At 47.0% G+C, this 19,533-nt stretch carries 12 protein-coding genes (1 of these 12 only partly in view); 5 read left to right on the top strand and 7 right to left on the bottom strand.

Translation table 11 applies throughout. The features are described from left to right. Positions 1 to 63 precede the first annotated feature (63 nt). Positions 64 to 2,661, bottom strand: coding sequence for a TonB-dependent receptor plug domain-containing protein (locus tag OM978_RS12580; RefSeq protein ID WP_264342547.1), 2,598 nt, complete (start codon positions 2,659 to 2,661; stop codon positions 64 to 66). Positions 2,662 to 3,225: 564 nt separating this feature from the next. Between OM978_RS12580 and OM978_RS12575 the strand changes: the two genes are divergently transcribed. Both OM978_RS12575 and OM978_RS12570 read left to right on the top strand, forming a co-directional pair. Next, positions 3,226 to 3,879 carry a TetR/AcrR family transcriptional regulator gene (locus OM978_RS12575; RefSeq protein ID WP_264342546.1) on the top strand — a complete coding sequence of 218 codons (654 nt, stop codon included), beginning with the start codon at positions 3,226 to 3,228 and terminating at the stop codon, positions 3,877 to 3,879. Between the two features lie 18 nt (positions 3,880 to 3,897). Then, positions 3,898 to 6,195: an acyl-CoA dehydrogenase gene (locus OM978_RS12570; RefSeq protein WP_264342545.1), complete on the top strand. Its 2,298-nt coding sequence runs from the start codon at positions 3,898 to 3,900 to the stop codon at positions 6,193 to 6,195. Between the two features lie 149 nt (positions 6,196 to 6,344). Here OM978_RS12570 and OM978_RS12565 read toward each other — a convergent pair whose 3' ends face one another. The 4 genes from OM978_RS12565 to OM978_RS12550 all read right to left on the bottom strand — a co-directional run bounded on the left by OM978_RS12565 (position 6,345) and on the right by OM978_RS12550 (position 10,890). Further along, positions 6,345 to 7,004: a 3'-5' exonuclease gene (locus OM978_RS12565; protein WP_264342544.1), complete on the bottom strand. Its 660-nt coding sequence runs from the start codon at positions 7,002 to 7,004 to the stop codon at positions 6,345 to 6,347. After that, complete coding sequence (locus OM978_RS12560) at positions 7,005 to 8,825, bottom strand: putative nucleotidyltransferase substrate binding domain-containing protein (RefSeq protein ID WP_264342543.1); 1,821 nt, start codon at positions 8,823 to 8,825, stop codon at positions 7,005 to 7,007. Between the two features lie 72 nt (positions 8,826 to 8,897). After that, positions 8,898 to 10,613 carry a sodium:solute symporter family protein gene (locus tag OM978_RS12555; RefSeq protein WP_264346944.1) on the bottom strand — a complete coding sequence of 572 codons (1,716 nt, stop codon included), beginning with the start codon at positions 10,611 to 10,613 and terminating at the stop codon, positions 8,898 to 8,900. A gap of 10 nt (positions 10,614 to 10,623) precedes the next feature. Next, positions 10,624 to 10,890 carry a DUF4212 domain-containing protein gene (locus OM978_RS12550; RefSeq protein WP_233009705.1) on the bottom strand — a complete coding sequence of 89 codons (267 nt, stop codon included), beginning with the start codon at positions 10,888 to 10,890 and terminating at the stop codon, positions 10,624 to 10,626. Between the two features lie 180 nt (positions 10,891 to 11,070). Between OM978_RS12550 and OM978_RS12545 the strand changes: the two genes are divergently transcribed. Further along, positions 11,071 to 14,607 carry a PAS-domain containing protein gene (locus OM978_RS12545; RefSeq protein ID WP_264342542.1) on the top strand — a complete coding sequence of 1,179 codons (3,537 nt, stop codon included), beginning with the start codon at positions 11,071 to 11,073 and terminating at the stop codon, positions 14,605 to 14,607. Positions 14,608 to 14,682: 75 nt separating this feature from the next. Continuing rightward, positions 14,683 to 15,750, top strand: a complete 1,068-nt coding sequence (locus tag OM978_RS12540; protein ID WP_264342541.1) for an AI-2E family transporter — start codon at positions 14,683 to 14,685, stop codon at positions 15,748 to 15,750. A gap of 18 nt (positions 15,751 to 15,768) precedes the next feature. Here the strand turns inward: OM978_RS12540 and OM978_RS12535 are convergent, their stop codons facing one another. Beyond that, positions 15,769 to 16,440: a response regulator transcription factor gene (locus OM978_RS12535; protein ID WP_233009702.1), complete on the bottom strand. Its 672-nt coding sequence runs from the start codon at positions 16,438 to 16,440 to the stop codon at positions 15,769 to 15,771. Between the two features lie 98 nt (positions 16,441 to 16,538). Beyond that, positions 16,539 to 18,488, bottom strand: coding sequence for an acetate--CoA ligase (gene acs / locus OM978_RS12530; protein ID WP_264342540.1), 1,950 nt, complete (start codon positions 18,486 to 18,488; stop codon positions 16,539 to 16,541). Between the two features lie 262 nt (positions 18,489 to 18,750). Here acs and OM978_RS12525 point away from each other — a divergent pair, with 262 nt between their 5' ends. Beyond that, a protein-coding gene (locus OM978_RS12525; protein ID WP_264342539.1) for a DcaP family trimeric outer membrane transporter crosses the window boundary here: on the top strand, positions 18,751 to 19,533 show its 5' portion. It continues 375 nt past the right edge of the window; the window shows 783 of its 1,158 coding nt (coding positions 1–783); the start codon lies at positions 18,751 to 18,753; its stop codon lies beyond the right edge, outside the window.

The following is a 19,533-nucleotide window of genomic DNA, read 5'->3' as shown; positions in this document are numbered from 1 at the left end:
AAAAAAAGGGGCCATGCTATTAGGCAGGCCCCAACTTCATCCAGGTGAAAGGAGAAAGGAAACTTAAAACTTTATTGAGTAACGCAAAGTCCAGTGACGGCCTAACCAGTCGTGTACTGAGCTGGCGTAACCATTGGTTGGAGACGAGGCGTAAGGTGGTTCCTTGTCAGTCAGGTTACGGATGCTCAGCAACAGGCTTTGATCGTCGGTAATGTCGTAGCCCAGACTGGCGTTGTAGGTCAGCCATGAAGATACAGTGTCGTTATCAAATTTAAAGTCACCATCACCTAAAGAGCTGATGTAATGTGCGCCTAAGCTCGCATTCCAATTTTCTAAACGCCATTCAGTGCCGGCATCTGCGACAAATTCAGGACGGGCTGTTTCGGACGCACCACTTAGTTTTCCTAACAAATCTTCAGCTGGGCTATCTGCTGTGACCTGACGCTCATAAGATAAAGTGCGGGTACCGGCAATGTTAAACTTAAACTCACCAGCGTTTTGGGTCAGCAGTTTATAGTTCAGTTTAAAGTCGACACCATCTGTCTCCTGGCTACCCACATTAAAGAAGCCAGTGCGCAGGAAAACTAAATCGTTGCCGCCATCAATCACACAACCAAACTCACCATTTAAGTCCGCTTCGTCACTGACCACCGGTGCTGAGCCTGCGATACAGGCGCGTAAGGTGGTGTTCGCATCGACATCTACAATGTCTTCGTGAGTGTATTTCCAGTAATCGATGGTGAATTGTAAATCGTCTGTCAGATTCCAGGAGGCACCAATATTGATGGCTTCTGAACTTTCAGCATCCAGGCCTTTGTTACCCAAAGTTTCCTGATCAAATTCCAGCTCGCCCGCTGTGCCACCAAAGTCGCCACAGAGTGCATTAAATGGCTGATCAGCGCCACAGTCGATGTAGTTTGCCGTTAATGAAGTCCCAGCGCCTAATTGCGACAGAGAAGGGGCGCGGAAACCTGTGCTCCATGAGGTGCGTAAAATAAGATCTTCAGTTGCGCGATAACGCAGTGACAATTTCGGATTGATATCACCGCCAAAATCGCTGTAGTGGTCGTAACGCAAAGCCGCTATGGCGTCTAATTTCTCAGTCAATGGGATATTAAACTCGTTGTACAGTGCATATTGAGTACGGTCCGCCGCTGCATCACTGGCACCTAAACCAAAAATGCCATAACTTTTTGCCACTTCAGACGGACTGTCGGAGATTTCTTCACCCCGGAATTCACCACCAAATACAGCGCTGATATCTTCAAACAAGGTACCAGAGAAGTTGAAATCTACCGAGTACACATCAGACTCACCAATACGAGGTGCTATTTCACGTAAACCGGCAATCACAGAGTCTGGATTATCGCGGCCAAGGTTAAATGGATTGAAGCTGCCATCTGCCAGAGCATCAGCTACTTTATCAATGCCCATATAACCTGAAACATGGGTAATTTCATTGTCGGTTTTGCCATAGGTCGCAGCGGTTTCCCATGACCAATCCCCCAGCTCGCCGCGTAAGCCAGCTAACAAACGATAACTTTGGCTGTCGTAGTCCTGAATACGACGCTCAGGAAAACGTGAACGAATACGGATTTGATTGACTTCGCCATCTTCGGCATCTGCATCTCTGGCCCATTGCGGCACAAAGCTGGCATCACCAGCAACACGCACATCAAAAGCCGCAGCTGAATCATAAGCTGAGCCTGTGTTTTGTTGCAGCATAGCTTCGGCAAAAAACTCACGATCATTGCCTAAACGGTAGATGTGATTAAGTGTTGCACCTACAGCTTTACTGTCTGGTTGGATAGCACGCTCGCTGACATAGTCGTACTGGCAGCGAGTGCCACTGTTACTGGTTGCTGTGCCACACCAAGGCTCGGCGTAATCGCTGCCGTCTATGGTCACGCGGGTACTGGAGGTAAAAGTAACGTCTATAGGACGGTCTGTGTTAAAGAGCGCATCTTTATCAAAGTAGTCGATGACCACTGTGGTATTGCTATTGTCGGTGCTAAAGCCTCCAGTGTAGGTCAGGTTGTGTTTGGTAAAGTCACTGCTTGCCGTGTCATCACCATAGGAGGCTGTGAGTTCATGGCCTTCATAGTCTTTACGCAAAATAAAGTTGATTACACCAGCTATAGCGTCTGAACCGTAAACCGAAGAGGCACCGTCGGTCAGAATTTCAACCCGTTCCAGTGCAGACATAGGAATGGCGTTGACGTTCACAAATGAGTCAAAACCGTTGGTAAAGGAATCTACCGCAACGCGGCGACCATTAACCAAAACCAGGGTAGAACTTGAACCTAAACCTCGTAAGCTGACACCAGCAGCGCCCGCTGGTGTGCCGTCATTGCCTGCCACGCCACCATTTTCAGTGAAAGTACCAGCACTTGATGCCTGGGGTAAATCACGTAAAAAAGCGCTGACACTGTCGTAGCCCTTTTTTGCTAAATCATCCCGGCTAAAGATCTGCAGTGGGTTAGCGCCTTCCATATCCACACCCTTAAGGCGTGAACCTGTAACTTCAATTTTTTCGATCGTTGCTTCGTTTTGCTCTGTTGCTTCAGCCTGTTGTTGCGCATAAGCCTGCTGGGTGCCAAACAAGGCAAACAGTGTGGCCATACCTACTTTACTGAGCTTCATTTTTTTATGATGTGACATAGTGCTTCCTCTGGTTTTGGTGTTGCCTGATGGCAATCTGTTTTTTTCGAATAAAAAAGGACGTGCCAAAGCGAGAAGCGCAGCAAATTAGGCAGCGGCAGCAAAAATCAGACGGATCAAGGCCTGAAAGATGATGTCAACGTGCAAATAAGTGTGGTGTTAGTTGTAGGTGTAAAACACGGACAAACAGAACACACTTCTGGCTAAGGCAGAAGTTGTTCTAATTATTGAACCACTCGGAAAGGTAATAGGTAGAGCAGTAGTAGCTGTTTGGGTTTGCAGCACAACGTTGCATTTTGCTCTCCTATAAATTGAGTGGTGTTGGTATGGCTCAAAATTGTCTGATCCTGCTATTGATGTCAAGCGCTTTTTTTAAGCAATTTCCAGTTACAGGGTTTTGCACCTTTAACGGGCGAAGTTTGTCTCTATTTCGCCTTTTTATTGTAAATTATATGTGAATTTTGCCGCTCATCTGACCAGATTAGCCTTTTTATCTCTTGCTTGCTTGACAGTGTTTTTTTTCAAACGTACATTTCAAACAAGTGTTTTAATTTAGTCAGGGCTATGGTTAATAAAACGACAACTCAGGACAAAATTCTGGATGCAGCCGAGCAGCTTTTTGCTTCCACTGGTTTTGCTGATACCTCATTGCGACAAATCACCAGTATGGCTCAGGTCAATCTGGCGGCGGTGAACTATCATTTTGGTTCAAAAAAAGAGCTGATCCAGTCGGTACTGCAGCGTTACTTGTCGGTGCTGATGCCGCGTTTGGATCAGGAATTCAGTCAGCTATTGGCTAGTCAAAAACAAAACGACTTAACGGCAGTGCTGTCTGTCTTTATTAAACCTTTGCTGGAACTGAATAAAGTGCAGCATCACGGCACCCGGATGTTTTTGCAGTTACTGGGGCGGGGTTATACCGATGTGCAGGGGCATTTACGTTGGTTCTTCAACCATCATTATGGCCGCACTCTGGACAAGTTTGTATTGCTGGTGCAGCAGGCTTGCCCTGATTTACCAGCCAGTGAAATCTTCTGGCGCCTGCATTTTTCACTCGGCACTGTGGTGTTCACCATGGCGTCGAATCAGGCGTTACAAGAAATTGCGGCAGCAGATTTTAACGAAAATGTAGAAATAGAAGGCGTGATCCACAGGCTTATTCCTTATTTAGCCGCCGGCATTGCGTCACCTTTAACTTTATCAAGTCAAACTCACTAATCTCTCAAGGACCTTATTATGTCAATTCTGATCCTGCTGTTGGTTGTGCTGATTGTTGTGCTCGGTGTAGCAGACATTCGACGTAACCTGATCACCAAACCTGTGTTTGGCATCTTTAAGAAAATTTTACCCCCGCTGTCAGATACAGAGCGTGAAGCTATGGAAGCAGGGGATGTCTGGTGGGATGGTGACTTGTTTCAGGGCAAACCAGATTGGAAAAAGCTGCATGCCATTCCAAAAGCTGAATTGTCTGCCGAAGAACAGGCTTTTATGGACAATGAAGTAGACACCCTGCTGAAGATGCTGGATGACTACAAAATTGTGCAGGAACAGCGCGATTTACCACCTGAAGTCTGGCAATACATCAAGGACAACGGCTTTTTTGCGATGATTATTCCAAAAAGCTACGGTGGCCGTGAATTTTCTGCCATTGCCAACTCGACTATTGTATCGCGCATTGCCACGCGAAGCTTAACTGCGGCTGTGACTGTCATGGTGCCTAACTCTTTAGGCCCTGGCGAGCTTCTGATGCACTACGGTACACAGGAACAAAAAGACCGCTGGTTACCAGGTTTAGCCGCCGGTAAAGAAGTGCCATGTTTTGCTTTAACAGGCCCGGAAGCGGGCTCTGATGCCGGTGGTATTCCTGATACGGGCGTGATTTGTAAAGGCCAGTTTGAAGGTCAGGAAGTATTAGGTATTCGCCTGAACTGGGATAAGCGTTACATCACGCTGGCCCCAGTCGCTACTGTATTAGGTCTGGCTTTTAAGCTGTATGACCCGGAAAACTTATTAGGCGAAAAAACTGAGCTGGGTATCACCTGTGCCTTGATCCCAACCAGTCATGAAGGTGTTGAAATTGGCGATCGTCATTTCCCAATGAATATGGCCTTTATGAACGGTACCACCTACGGTAAAGATGTATTTATTCCTATTGACTGGATTATCGGTGGTCCTGACTACGCAGGTCGTGGCTGGCGTATGCTGGTGGAGTGTTTATCAGCAGGCCGTGGTATTTCTCTGCCGGCTCTGGCAACAGCCACAGGCCATTTAGCTACCCGGATGACAGGCGCTTATTCTTATGTGCGTCAGCAGTTTGGTATGGCCATAGGTAAGTTTGAAGGTGTACAGGAAAGCTTAGGCCGCATAGGTGCTTATACCTACAGCTTAGAAGCTATGCGTGTCATGACAGCCGGTGCAATCGACTTAAACCTGAGCCCTTCTGTAGTGACTGCTATTGCCAAGTACCATATGACAGAAATGTCCCGTACTTTGTTAAACGACGCCTTTGATATTCACTCAGGTCGCGCTATTCAGGTGGGTCCTAAAAACTATCTGGCGCACGGTTATATGGGTATTCCTATTTCTATCACGGTAGAAGGCGCGAATATTTTAACCCGTAACCTGATGATTTTTGGACAAGGCGCAACCCGTTGTCACCCATACGTATTGCAGGAATTAGAAGCTGCGGCGAATCCAAATGCTGAAGAAGGTTTACAGCAATTCGACAGCCTGCTGATGAAGCACATAGGTTTTGCTTTAGGCAATACTTTTGGCGCACTGTGGCAGGGTTTAACTTTAGGTCGTTTTAATTCAAGCCCTGTGTCTGGTGAGACTGCAAAATACTACAAGCAGTTAAGCCGCATGAGCCGTGCTTTGGCCTTAAGCGCTGACTTTTCTATGCTGATGTTAGGTGGCGATTTAAAACGTAAAGAAATGCTGTCTGCCCGTTTAGGCGACGTATTAAGCCACTTGTATATCGCTTCTGCCGTGCTGAAGTTTTATGAAGACAATGGCCGTCAGGTGGCGGATTTACCTTTCGTACGTTACTCCATCGAACGTAACTTGTTTGAAATTGGTAAAGCATTTTCTGGTTTCTTCCAGAACTTCCCAAGTGCTGTGGTCGCGCGTTTGCTTAAAACTCTGGTATTCCCATTTGGTATTGGCTACAAAATGCCAGCCGATGCAGTGACTCAGGACATTTCTGATGCGCTGTTAAAACCAGGTGTGATTCGTGACCGCTTAACTCACTTATGTTTTATTGGTGAAGGCGATGAAGACCCAACAGGTTTAATGGAGTCTGCTTTTATTGCAGTGCATGAAGCTCAGCCTGTGATGAAGAAGATTTACGCTGCGCAAAAACAAGCGACTCTGCCACGTAAAATACCTATGGACCAGTTGATTGCCAAAGCGCTGGAACTGAATGTGATTAACGCAGAAGAAGCCAAGCAACTGACGCGTATGAACGAATTACGTTTTGCTTCTATCAGTGTCGATAGCTTTAAGCCTGGCGTATTATCAGGTAATGCAATTTAAGGCACAGGGTCAGATCCATATTTGCGTAGCAAATTGGCTCTGACCCACGAATTCATTGTAGCCAGAATACCTTTCAAGCCAGTCACTTCAGACTGGCTTTTTCAATTTCATCTTCAGGCAAAAAACTTTGCGCCATAGTTTCTGGTTTATTAGCGGCTTTGTTGAAAAAGTTCAGCCAAAGTACAGGAAGCTCCTCTGGTTTTTAGTTGTGCCAGCAACAACTGAGCACAGGCAAAGGCATCGGATAAGGCATGATGTGCGGTCACTTCAGGCAATTGGTAACGGGCCAGGCACGCAGGCAAACTCAATGAGTTTTGCGCAACGGCTCCACCTTTGAGCTGCATTTTGTAGAGTTCAAGTTTTAAAGTGTCGACAGCTTTAAACGCAGGAGATCGGCCAAAACAGTTCTGACAGCTTTGTTTTAAGAAGTTAAGCTCAAGTGCACTATGATGCGACACCAGCACAGAGCTTTTTAACTCGTTAAGCAACAGGCTTAATAAATCCTCCAGCTCTAACCCTTGTTGTACTTCGTTATTATGCAGACCATGGATCACAGCACTTTGGCCCACGGACTCCGGGCTTTTTACCAATAGGTACTGCGCCGAATTTAAATGAATTCTGCTGTCAGAAATTTTTACCCAACCAGCGCTGACAATATGATGTTTTTTCGCATCCAATCCTGTGGTTTCAAAATCCAGCACCAGATAATTGGTTTTACTAGCCAGACTTTGTTTATCAACACTCTGTTCTTTTTCGTAGTCCAGCACCAACTGATGCACTGACACTGGTTTTTTCAGCCAGTTCCACATTTAAAGTTCCCGGCAAAAACGTTGTCTGAGAATTTGTTGCTCGTCGCTAATCACAGCAAAAGCGTCCTTTAACTGATGGCGTTGCAACAAACTCAGTTGGGTTGGGTCCAGTAAATTGGATAAATGCCGGCCCCGTTTCATATCCTGTGCCTGCAATTGCCAGCGTAAGTTTGCTAATACATCAAAAGCACCCTGTAAGTTCTGTTGCTGGCGCTGAGTCAGCACGGCTTGTTGCTGCAATATAGCCAGGCGCTCTCTGGTATTGACCGCATGGATACCTGCAGATAAGGCATAGACCCGGACTAAATCTGTGATGAGACTAATACCTCGCTTTTTTAAATCCAGTCCTTTGCGCTGACGACCATCCTGCTCCAACAAAAAGTGTTTAAAAAATCCAAGCGGAGGTTGCCGCTCGGTGGCGTTTTTGGCCAGATGATACAAAAACAATTCGTTATTTTTACAGCGTGCCAGCACGTCTTCCTGCAGCACGTTAAACAAACCTTTGCTGCCATGAACAAGCCGCATATCGAAAAAGATACTGCTGTTTAACAGCGCTTGCGGGTCCGGAGTATTCAGCCATTTAGCAAAACGGCCCGACCAGCCTTTCAGGCTTAAGCGCAGCTCTGGGTTAGACGCCATAATATGGCCGTCACAAAGCGCCTGGCCTGAGGATGCCAACCCCTTACAAACAATATCTGACAGTGCTGAAAAGTAATCTGCGACTGCGCCAGCAGGCTCTTTTTCCAGCAACAGGGCGTTGTCCTGATCGGCACTGGGTAACATATCGCGTCTGGCCTGAGATCCAAATACCAACCAGCTATAAACACAAGGGGCAGGGCCTAGTTGTTGTTCTGCAATTTGTAACCAGCTTTGGGCTAAAGCATCCATAATGCTGGTGAGTACGCTGCTCACTTCATAAGAGGGGATTTGCTGCTCAGCCAGTTGTATCGCCAATTGCTGCACTTGTGGGCTGATGGCATCCAGACCTTCGGCTTTATGCTGGCGATGAATGTGGCTTATAAGAAAGACCGGATGTTCCTGCTGGCTACGAATTAAATCTGTGGTGGTGAGCACTCCCACCGCTTTGCCTTGTTCTTCCACGGGTAAATGATGAATATTGTGTTGGCTCATCTGCTGAATGGCTTCAAACGCAAAGCGATCGATTTCAATACGTTGAGGTGTTTTCGTCATGACCTGTGAGACTGTAGTGGATGCTGGCAAATTTTTTGCCAGCACACGGCTGCGTAAGTCGCGGTCGGTCAGAATGCCTACTAGTTTGTCGTCTTTTTCAATCAATACGCAGGAAACCCGTTGCTCTGTCATCAACATGGCGGCTTGCTGCACAGTGTTAGAGCATTCAATAGAGACTGTACGTCTGGTGACTAAATCAGCCACTTTTAAAGTCGAGGTTGCTTGTTGTTGGCTGCTTTGATACAGATGCAGGCGACGACTAAATAAGCGCTGGAAAAATAAATCAAAATTTTTGTACTGGTGACGTAATTTATCAAAACTTTGCTGAGGTAAAAAATACACCAGCCCATCTTCTTCACATCGAATACTGTCGGGGTCGGCGAGGCCTGTCAGCAGTAACTGATAGCCATAAAAATCACCGCATTGTAAATGGGTGATGCGCTGCTGTTCGGTATGTAAAGCAAATAAACCTGAACGTATCAGCAGAAGTTGGGGTGTAGGTTGTAGCTCTTCTCCTGCTGCAAGGTAGAGCACAGTTAAATCCCTGCTCAACGTTTCAAGGACGTGAGGCGCTAAGTCGTCAAAAGGGGGCGTTTGCTGCAAAAAAGAAACAACTTCCTGAACCTGCATACAACCTTCCTGCTTTATCAAAAAACAAGGCGTGTTGCCACGCCTTGTCAGGTCTGTTTTTTCTACGCTAACTTAGTGAGACTGAGCTTCACCTGCGCCTTTAGGAAAGCGGATTTGTTCAACAATATCCTGTACTTCCTGCGGCACTTCTTTAGTGAATTTGCTGACGGCGTAGGCCACTACGAAGTTGACCAACATACCTACAGCACCAATGCCTTCAGGAGATATACCAAACAGCCAGTTTTCAGGTTTGTTTTCAGCAAATGGGGTGATAAAAATACCCTTGAAGTACAGGATATAGCCCACAGTGAATACCACGCCAGCTAACATACCGGCGATAGCACCTTCCTTATTCATTTTCTTGTAGAAAATACCAAGAATAATGGCAGGGAAGAAACTCGCCGCTGCTAAGCCGAAGGCGAAAGCCACCACCTCCGCAACAAAGCCTGGTGGGTTAATACCTAAGTAACCCGCCACTATGATGGCCACTGCCGCTGCCAATCGTGCAGCAAGCAATTCCTGTTTATCAGTAATTTTGGGCATCAGATTTCGTTTAAGTAAATCGTGCGAAATCGACGTTGAGATCACTAACAACAAGCCAGCTGCTGTGGATAAAGCTGCGGCAATACCTCCAGCTGCTACCAAAGCAATGACCCAATCTGGTAACTGAGCAATTTCCGGGTTTGCTAACACCATGATGTCACGGTCAATGGTCATTTCGTTGCGCTCATCACCTGAGTAGAACATGCGACCATCACCGTTTTTATCTTCGTGTTTAATCAAACCGGTTTTTTCCCAGTTTTTAATCCAGGTTGGAGCTTCTGCCACTAACGTACCCTGAGCGTCCGGACCATTGATGGTGTCAATCATGTTGTAGCGGGCAAAAGCACCAATAGCTGGAGCAGTTGTGTACAAAATGCTGATAAAAATCAAAGCCCAACCCGCTGAAATACGGGCATCTTTTACGCGTGGTACAGTGAAGAAACGAACAATAACATGAGGTAAGCCAGCTGTACCCACCATTAAGGCGGCGGTAATAGCAAAGACGTCAGCAGTGGATTTAGTTCCTTCTGTGTATGCTGCAAAACCCAATTCAGCCGAGAGACCGTCCAGTCGTTCAAGCAAGTGCATGCCTGAGCCATCCATCAAAGTCGCGCCTAAACCCGTTTGCGGGAACACATGGCCAGTGATCATGATAGAGATAAAGACAGCCGGAACCATATAAGCAAAAATCAACACGCAGTATTGAGCCACCTGAGTGTAGGTAATACCTTTCATACCACCTAATACAGCGTAGAAAAATACCACAGCCATACCTATGATCACGCCGGTTGTGATATCCACTTCAAGGAAACGAGAGAACACCACACCTACACCACGCATCTGGCCTGCCACATAAGTGAAGGAGATTAAAATGGCGCAAATGACCGCAACGGTACGTGCAGTTTGGGAGTAGTAACGATCCCCGATAAAGTCTGGCACAGTAAACTTACCAAACTTACGCAGGTAGGGGGCTAAACATAACGCCAGCAGCACATAACCGCCTGTCCAGCCCATCAGATAAACTGAACCGTCGTAACCCATAAAAGAAATTAAACCGGCCATTGAAATAAATGACGCGGCAGACATCCAGTCAGCAGCAGTAGCCATACCGTTCGCTAAAGGCGATACACCGCCACCAGCTACGTAGAACTCTTGTGTTGAACCAGCACGGGCCCAAATGGCTATGCCGATGTACAACGCAAAGGTTGCACCGACAATAATGTAGGTTAACGTCTGTAAATCCATCATCTACCCCTTAATCTTCGTGGACGTCGTATTTACGATCAAGTGCATTCATCTTGATAACGTAAATAAAGATCAGCAGAACGAAGGTGTAGATAGAGCCTTGCTGCGCGAACCAGAATCCGAGCTTAAAGCCAAAAAACTGCACCATATTCAGTTGGTCTACAAATAAAATCCCAGCTGCGAAGGATACTGCAAACCAGACCGCCAGCAGTTTGAGCATCAGCGAGATATTCTCCCGCCAGTAGGCTTTGGCTAATTCATTTGTTTGAAATGCCATCGTTGTCTTCCTCTTGTTGTTTTTTGTGGTTGTTATAGAAATTCTGTTGACTTGCATGCTTAATCTAGCAGCAGGTGCGGGAAGCGATAGCCCGACTTTAGTCGAAGCCTAAATGTCATAGCATTGACTTTCTGGCGCTTTCTGCCAAAAGTAAGCACAGAAATCAAAGGGGAGTGTGCTTTGTCAGCCTGGATAGTTGCCTTATTGGCCTTGTTGTATGTAGGTTTGCTGTTTTTTATTGCCAACTGGGGCGAACGCCATGCCGGTGATCAACTACTACGAAAGTATGGTGGTTTGTTATATAGCCTGGCTTTGGCCGTGTATTGCACCTCCTGGACTTACTACGGGGCTGTAGGCACTGCAGTCACTCAGGGCTGGGATTACATTCCGATTTATCTGGGCCCTATTCTGGTGTTTCTGTTCGCACAGCCCTTTTTGTTTAAGCTTTTGTATGTCGCCAAAAAACAAAACGTCGCTTCTATTACCGACTTTATCAGTGCCCGCTATGGCAAACGCAAAAATATCGCCTTAGTCACTGCTTTATTGTGTTTAGTGGTTGTTATCCCTTACATCGCTTTGCAGCTCAAAGCTGTCGCCAGTTCGTATCAGGTGCTGCTGGGGCATGATTTATCCGACCAATCTTTGCCCTGGTGGCAGGACACGGCCTGGTTCAGCGCTATGGCAATGACAGTGTTTGCCATTTTATTTGGTACCCGCAAAGTTCAGTTGACGGAACAAAACCGCGGCGTGATGGTGGCTATAGCTTTTGAATCTGTGGTGAAGTTATTTGCTCTGCTCTGTCTGGCTTTGATGGCGTATTGGTTGCTGTTACCGGAAGACATAGGCGTCAGTCAGTTTGTTGAGCATGCCAGTCATTTGCAATACAGCACAGACCATAACAGCTGGTTGTCTTTTGCTGTAAAAACAGTGTTGGCGATGAGTGCTATTTTTCTGTTACCCCGCCAGTTTCATGTGGCTTTTGTTGAGAACGTGGACCACCGGCATTTACGTCACGCCAAACGCTGGTACAGCAGCTATTTATTTTTAGTCACGCTGGTCGTGATCCCTATCGCCTTGGCTGGTATGCATTTATTTCCAGGGCAAGAGCATCTGGCGGATAGTTTTGTATTGTTGATCCCGGAAAAATCCGGTTGGCATACCTTAAGTGTGTTGGTGTTTATCGGTGGTTTTTCTGCAGCGACCTCGATGATTATTATCTCGACTCTGGCGTTAAGTACCATGATCAGTAACGACGTGGTGATGCCAGCTATTTTACGTCGTCCCGGTCATGGTCAGCGCATCAAAGATTACAGTGGCCTGATTTTACTGGTACGCCGCACCATGATTATTACGGTCATGCTGCTCTCTTATGGCTATTACGCATTATTTGCCCGTAACTACGAACTGGCAGAAACAGGTCTTTTGGCTTTTGCCTTGGCTATTCAGCTTGCTCCCGCTGTAGTGGGGGGCTTGTATTGGCGTCACGGCAACGCCTTTGGGGTTTATGCAGGACTTGCCGTTGGCTTCACCTTGTGGTTTTTCTGCCTGATGGTGCCACAGCTGTCTGCTGTAGGTGTGCTTGAGCCTACAGTGTTGCAACAAGGCTTATTTGGCATTGAAGCACTCAAACCTACCTCTTTGTTTGGTGTGGAACTGGATACCTTAAGCCATGGTGTGATCTGGTCTTTGGGGCTGAATCTGAGCTGTTATCTGCTGTTTTCCCTGTTGGTCAAAGTGAATTTAAAAGATCGCTTACAAGCGGCAGCTTTTGTTAAACCCACCTTGCCATTAGAACATAAAGAAGCGCCTGTGCGGCGGGGGCGGGTGCGTCGGACTGACATTACCATGTTGTTGGAGCGTTTTATTGGCGCACAGCGCTGTAACGAAGCCATGAGTGAGTTTCAACGCCGTTTCCCCGATCTGGACTTACAGGACAGTATTGCAGGGCCGGAGCTTATTGCCTTTGTTGAGCGCGAGCTTGCCGGTGTAATAGGTGCAGCTTCTGCTTTGGCTGTAGTAAGCGCTGCAACTGAAGGACGGCAGTTGGAGTTGGAAGATGTGGTGACCTTGTTTGACGATACCACTCAGGCTATCCAGTTTTCCCGCAAAATTTTGTTTTCGACACTGGAGCACCTAAGTCAGGGCGTCAGTGTCGTAGACCGTGATTTAAAACTGGTGGCCTGGAACAAGGCGTACCTGCAAATGTTTGATTACCCTGATGGCATGATCCGTATTGGTCGCCCTGTCGCTGATATTGTGCGCTTTAATGCCGAGCGTGGACTTTTTGGCGAAGGTGCTCCGGAAGAGCATGTCGCCAAACGTATTACTCATATGCAAAACGGCACCTCTCATGTATTTCAACGGGTAAGGCCGGATGGCACCGTGATAGAAATGCGCGGTAATCCTATTCCTGGTGGTGGTTTTGTTACCAGTTTTACCGATATCACAGAACATGTGCGCGCAGTGCAGCAACTTGCTGAAGCCAAACAGCATCTGGAGCAGCGGGTGCAGGAGCGGACTCACAGAATAAGTGAAATGAATCAGGAGCTGGTGGAAGAAGTGGCACGGCGCAGTGCGACCGAGTTACAACTGTTGCAGGCGAAGGCAGAGGCCGAAGCTGCCAACGTATCCAAAACCCGCTTTTTAGCGCTTGCCAGTCACGATATTTTGCAGCCACTGAATGCTGCCCGCCTTTTTACTGCAGCTTTACAGGGAGCCGATGCCGCTATTGATCAGCAAAAAATCATTCATCAATTGGATAATTCCCTCAAAGCCACAGAAGAGTTGATAGCCACTTTGCTGGATATTGCCCGTCTGGATGATGGCCGCTTGCAGCCGAAAACTCAGGCGTTATCTGTCACTGCTATTTTACAGCCGTTATCTGATGAGTTCAGACTGTTGGCGGAGCAAAAACAGCTCAGACTGCGCACTCACTTTGGTGATTGGCAAGTGCAAACTGACGGCACGTATCTGCGGCGCATTGTGCAGAATATTTTAAGCAATGCGATTAAATACACGCCTTCCGGTCAGGTGCTTGTGTCATGTAGGAAGAGAGGTGATCGCTTGCTAATGCAGGTATGGGATACAGGACCTGGAGTGGCGGAACATGAGCTTAAGCGTATTTTTGATGATTTTTACCGGGTGGACAGCACTGCCCGTGGTCAGCAAGGGGTTGGATTAGGTTTGGCAGTCGTACAACGTATGGCTCGTTTGCTCGGACACCAACTTGAAGTACGTTCTGTTGTGGGCAAAGGTACTGTGTTCAGTTTGTATTTGCCTTTGGCTGCAGAGCAAGCTGTGGAGGAACAAAGCGCAGTGCTGGAACGTCAGAGTTCTTCGTTGCCGCAATGGCAGGTTTTGTGTGTCGATGATGATAACTCTAATCTTGCCGCACTTCGGCTATTACTGGAACAATGGCAATTGGGTGAGGTGAAAAGTTATGTGTATGCGGAGCAACTGCTGCAACAAGCAGAAACAATGAGTAAACCTGATCTGCTTATTCTGGATTATCAGTTGGGGCAGGGGCTCAATGGATTAGAGTTGTATCAGCAGTTACAGCAGTATTGGGGTAATGTGCCTGGCATTTTAGTCTCTGCTGCCCCTGAACCTGATTTAGCTCAGAAAGCCAAAGCGGCGGGTTTGTTGTTCTTAGCTAAACCCATTAAACCTGCGGCGCTGCGAGCTGGTATTAATCATTTAAAAAATCAGCGTTTGTAACCCATAGTCTGGCTGCTTCGGCTTTGCTGTGGTTAAATGCCTGACATATGTGAATTGTTAGCAAAGGAGAGCTGAATGCTGGCCAAGTTGGAAGAACGGGTTTTTTTAGCCATGTTGATTATTGTCACCCTGGCTTTTGGTTTTGTACTGGAACCTTTTTGGGGTTCTATTTTCTGGGCGTGCGCCATCACCGTCATTTTTTATCCTGTCCATATCAAAATTAAACGCCGTATTGGTAATAAACCCAATAGAGCGGCTTTATTAACTTTGCTGCTCTGTGTACTGATGGTGATATTGCCCGTGCTTGCCATTGGTGCCGCCTTTATTCAGGAAGGGATTTCTTTTTACGACAAAATCGAAAAGGGTGAAATTAACCCGGACGGTTTTATCGAAGCAATACGACAAGCATTTCCTGTTGTCACTGAGTTTTTAGGCCGTTTTGGTATTCAAACCGATGGACTACGTGAAAAATTATCATCCGGTGCTGTTGAAGCCAGTCGCTTATTAGCCAAAGAAGCTCTGTCGATTGGACAAAATACCTTTGGCTTTATCCTGAGCTTATGTCTGATGCTGTATTTAACTTTTTTCTTATTACGTGAAGGCCCGCGTTTAGTCGAGTTAATGATCAAGGCTTTACCTCTGGGCGATAAGCGTGAACGTATACTTTTTGCCAAATTTGCTGAAGTCACCCGTGCAACCGTCAAAGGTAATCTGGTCGTTGCATTAGTGCAGGGGGCTTTAGGTGGTCTGATTTTCTGGTTGTTAGGCTTACCTGCGCCAATTTTATGGGGCGTAGTGATGGCGTTTTTATCCTTATTACCTGCAGTGGGCGCGGCATTAGTCTGGTTGCCAGTGTCCTTGTATTGGTATGCCACTGGCGATTGGGTGATTGCGACTATTTTGGTGGCTTATGGCGCTTTAGTGATTGGTTTGGCCGACAATATACTGCGGCCGCTACTGGTGGGGCGTGATACCAAACTACCGGATTATCTGGTGCTGTTTTCCACTTTAGGTGGCATTACCCTGATGGGGATTAATGGTTTTGTGTTAGGACCTATGGTGGCTGCGCTGTTTTTAGTGTTCTGGCAAATCTTTATTGATGAGTTCCAGCAGCCCCAAAATAAGAATAGTAAGCCTGAGTAATCAGGCCTGCTGTTCTGATTAGTGTGCGACCAGCGTCTTGTCAGCCGGAGCTTCCAGTTGCAGACGCTGAGCCTGGATCACCACCTGCGTTCTGTTGGTCACTCCCAATTTGCGGAAAATCGCCGTGATATGAGCTTTTACCGTCGCTTCTGATATATGTAAGTCATAAGCGATTTGTTTATTCAGCCACCCTTCGGTCAAATAGAACAATACTTTATACTGCTGCGGAGTCAATTCTGCCACTTTGCTGGCGAGATCTAAATCCGGCTGGTGTTGATGTTGATTCATTACCTGGCTGCGGATGGCCGGCGGTACCCAAAGCTCTCCATCAATGACTGCGCTTAAGGCTTTGCCAATTTCTGCCGGATGGGCTGATTTTGGAATAAAAGCGGATGCTCCAAACGCCATAACGCGTTTAATCACATCCACATCATCACTGGCAGAAATCACTACTATAGGAAGTGTTGGGTACTGCTTGCGCAATTGAATAAGCCCCAAAAAACCACAGTTACCAGGCATATGCAAATCCAGCAGCAATAAGTCTGCATCAGGATGCTCCAGCAGGGCTTCACAGGTGGCCTCAAAGCTGTCGGTCTCTATAGTTGCTTTGGTGACAAAGGTATTACTGATCGCATGGATCAGCGCGTTTCGAAACAGTGGATGGTCATCTGCGACAATTAACTTTGCCATATAAACTCCTAACCCAGCCTCTGTTATAAAAACAGAGGCTGGGTTCAGCTAAAGTGTTGTTGCTATTAATTAAACATTAGCAACTTATTGTCAACAGATTAGCGGTTTAATCTGTTTTGGATCAAGTTCTCTACAACGGACGGATCCGCCAGAGTAGAAATATCTCCTAATTGATCGTATTCATTGGCGGCAATTTTGCGCAGAATACGACGCATAATTTTACCTGAACGGGTTTTAGGTAAGCTGGGTGTCCACTGAATAATATCCGGCGCAGCAATAGGGGAGATCTCACGGCGTACCCAGTCACGCACTGCTTTAGTCAGCTCATCACTTGGCTCTACACCCACACGAGGAGCAATAAAGACATAGATGCCTTGACCTTTAATATCGTGCGGATAACCCACCACCGCGGCTTCGGCAATCGCATCATGCGCTACCAGACAGCTTTCTATTTCAGCCGTGCCTAAACGGTGGCCAGAAATATTCAGTACGTCATCCACACGACCTGTCAGCCAGTAATAACCGTCTTCATCACGTTTCGCGCCATCACCGGTAAAGTACATGCCTTTATAAGTGCTGAAGTAGGTTTGTTCAAAACGTTCATGATCACCAAATACAGAACGCATTTGGCCTGGCCAACTGTCGAGGATCACTAAGTTACCTTCGGCTACGCCATCAACCAGTTCACCTTCATTGGTAACGATAGCCGGTTTTACACCAAAAAATGGTCGTGTCGCCGAACCGGGTTTTAAAGCTGTTGCACCAGGTAAAGGCGTAATTAAAATACCGCCTGTTTCGGTTTGCCACCAGGTATCCACAATAGGGCAGTTGCCTTTGCCATAACTCTGGTGATACCAGTTCCATGCTTCAGGGTTAATTGGTTCGCCTACACTGCCTAACAAAGTCAGCGAGGATAGATCAGCTCCATCGACCGCCACAGTGCCATGTGCCATTAATGCACGGATAGCAGTTGGAGCCGTGTAGAGAATATTCACTTTGTATTTATCAACCACCTGAGCAATACGTTTTACGTTTGGATAAGTAGGTACGCCTTCAAACAAAATACTGGTCGCGCCATTCGCCAACGGGCCATACACTATATAAGTGTGGCCTGTGACCCAGCCAATGTCAGCGGCACACCAGTAAACATCGCCTTCTTTATAGTCAAACACATACTGGTGTGTCATCGAAGCCCACACCATATAGCCACCAGTGGTATGCAACACACCCTTAGGTTTGCCGGTTGAACCCGAGGTATAAAGGATAAACAAGGGATCCTCAGCATTCATCACTTCAGGTTCACAGTGTTTCGGCTCTTTCGCCAGAATCTCGTGATACCACTGATCGCGCCCCTGGTGGAAATCGATACTCTCACCCACATGTTTGACCACAATGACATGCTTAGCCGGATTCGCATCACCTAAATGTGCTAATGCCTGATCGGTGTTGTCTTTTAAATAAGTGAGGCGACTGCCACGTGCCGCCTGATCTGAAGTGATCACCAGTTTGGAATCACAATCCTGAATCCGACTACCTAAAGCATCTGGTGAAAAGCCGGCAAATACGACTGAGTGGATAGCACCAATCCGGGCGCAGGCTAACAAGGAAACGACAGCTGCTGGGATCATAGGTAAGTAGATAGTCACACGATCGCCTTTGCCCACTCCTAAAGTGCGCATGGCATTGGCCAACTGACAAACTTCGTCGTAGAGCTCCTGGTAAGTAACAGCTTTCTGTACGCCAGGCTCATCACCTTCCCAATAATAAGCCACATGATTGGCTTTGGCTGGTAAGTGGCGATCCAGGCAGTTATAACTGGCGTTTAAGCTGCCGTCGCTAAACCAGTTCACATGCACATTACCTAAATCAAAGCTGGTATCTTTTACCTTAGTAAAAGGTGTAAACCAGCTGATGCGCTTGCCATGCTCTGCCCAAAACTGTTCAGGTTGTTTCACTGACTCTTCATACATCGCCAGATACTGCTCGTTGGTCACCAAAGTTTTGGCTTTGGTGTGCTCTGGTACCGGATAAAGCTGGGCGTGACTCATTTTTAATTTTCCCCTGTCTTGTAGGCTCGATGGCTTAGTCCAATAGCGACTACCACCTGTTATGGCTGTGTTTGTTCTACCTTTTTTAAGGTGCTAACAACATTAGACCTTAGTCTAGCCAATCCAGCCATCGCCGTCTGCGTTACCACTGAATAAAAAACAATCTGCGACTAAAGGCTAATTGTCGCTTTGCCAAAAGCGAACCAAAGTTGAGTCGTGGTACAGACAATAACAACATTTTAACTTGGACCAGGAGAAAACAATGCTGACGAAAAAACCTCTTGCCAGCTTAGTGGCTTTAGCCGTTGCAGGACTATGCGGACAGGCTCAGGCTGCAGTCACCTTTGGTGATACTGAATTGACTTACGGTGGTTATATAAAACTGGATACGATGTGGACTGATACCTCAGACGGTCAGATCCCTACAGGTATTGGTCGGGATTTTTACGTGCCAAGCCTTACCCCTGTTGGTGGTGAAGGCGAATCCGCGACCTTTGATGCCCATGCCCGTCAATCCCGCTTCTTCTTTAAGACAGCGACAGCACTCGACAACGGCAAAAAGATAAACGGGACTATTGAGTTTGACATGATGGCAACACCTGATGGTGATGAACGTGTCACCAATGGTTACAGTCCAGAAATCCGCCATGCGTTTTTGACGTATGACAACTGGCTGATGGGTCAAACCTGGTCCACTTTTATGGATGTAGCTTCATTACCTGATAGCCTTGATTTTATCGGTAACACAGACGGTGCTATATTCGTGCGCCAAGCTCAGGTGCGTTATACCAATGGTGGTTGGCAAGTCGCATTGGAGAACCCTGAAACGACAGTGACACCAAATGCGGGCGGTGCCCGTATTGTCACTGACGATAACTCGGTTCCTGATGTGGTGGTCAAATATAACCATACAGCGTCCTGGGGTTCTTTGGCTTTCGCTGTGATGGCGCGTCAGCTTTCTATTGAATCTGCAACCCTTGATGACAGCACGAACGGTTATGCTGCGTCTTTTTCCGGTAAGTACAATGTTTCGGCCACCGACGAT

This window comes from Rheinheimera sp. MM224, assembly GCF_947090785.1.
Classification (GTDB): domain Bacteria; phylum Pseudomonadota; class Gammaproteobacteria; order Enterobacterales; family Alteromonadaceae; genus Pararheinheimera.
Note: the sequence above shows the minus strand (reverse complement) of the source record. Positions and strands in the feature narration are given on the sequence as shown.

Excerpts from the sequence above, each read along its gene's own strand:
- OM978_RS12580 (WP_264342547.1), bottom strand. The coding sequence starts at position 2,661 with ATGTCACATCATAAAAAAATGAAGCTCAGTAAAGTAGGTATGGCCACA.
- OM978_RS12575 (WP_264342546.1), top strand. The coding sequence starts at position 3,226 with ATGGTTAATAAAACGACAACTCAGGACAAAATTCTGGATGCAGCCGAG.
- OM978_RS12570 (WP_264342545.1), top strand. The coding sequence starts at position 3,898 with ATGTCAATTCTGATCCTGCTGTTGGTTGTGCTGATTGTTGTGCTCGGT.
- OM978_RS12565 (WP_264342544.1), bottom strand. The coding sequence starts at position 7,004 with ATGTGGAACTGGCTGAAAAAACCAGTGTCAGTGCATCAGTTGGTGCTG.
- OM978_RS12560 (WP_264342543.1), bottom strand. The coding sequence starts at position 8,825 with ATGCAGGTTCAGGAAGTTGTTTCTTTTTTGCAGCAAACGCCCCCTTTT.
- OM978_RS12555 (WP_264346944.1), bottom strand. The coding sequence starts at position 10,613 with ATGGATTTACAGACGTTAACCTACATTATTGTCGGTGCAACCTTTGCG.
- OM978_RS12550 (WP_233009705.1), bottom strand. The coding sequence starts at position 10,890 with ATGGCATTTCAAACAAATGAATTAGCCAAAGCCTACTGGCGGGAGAAT.
- OM978_RS12540 (WP_264342541.1), top strand. The coding sequence starts at position 14,683 with ATGCTGGCCAAGTTGGAAGAACGGGTTTTTTTAGCCATGTTGATTATT.
- OM978_RS12535 (WP_233009702.1), bottom strand. The coding sequence starts at position 16,440 with ATGGCAAAGTTAATTGTCGCAGATGACCATCCACTGTTTCGAAACGCG.
- acs (WP_264342540.1), bottom strand. The coding sequence starts at position 18,488 with ATGAGTCACGCCCAGCTTTATCCGGTACCAGAGCACACCAAAGCCAAA.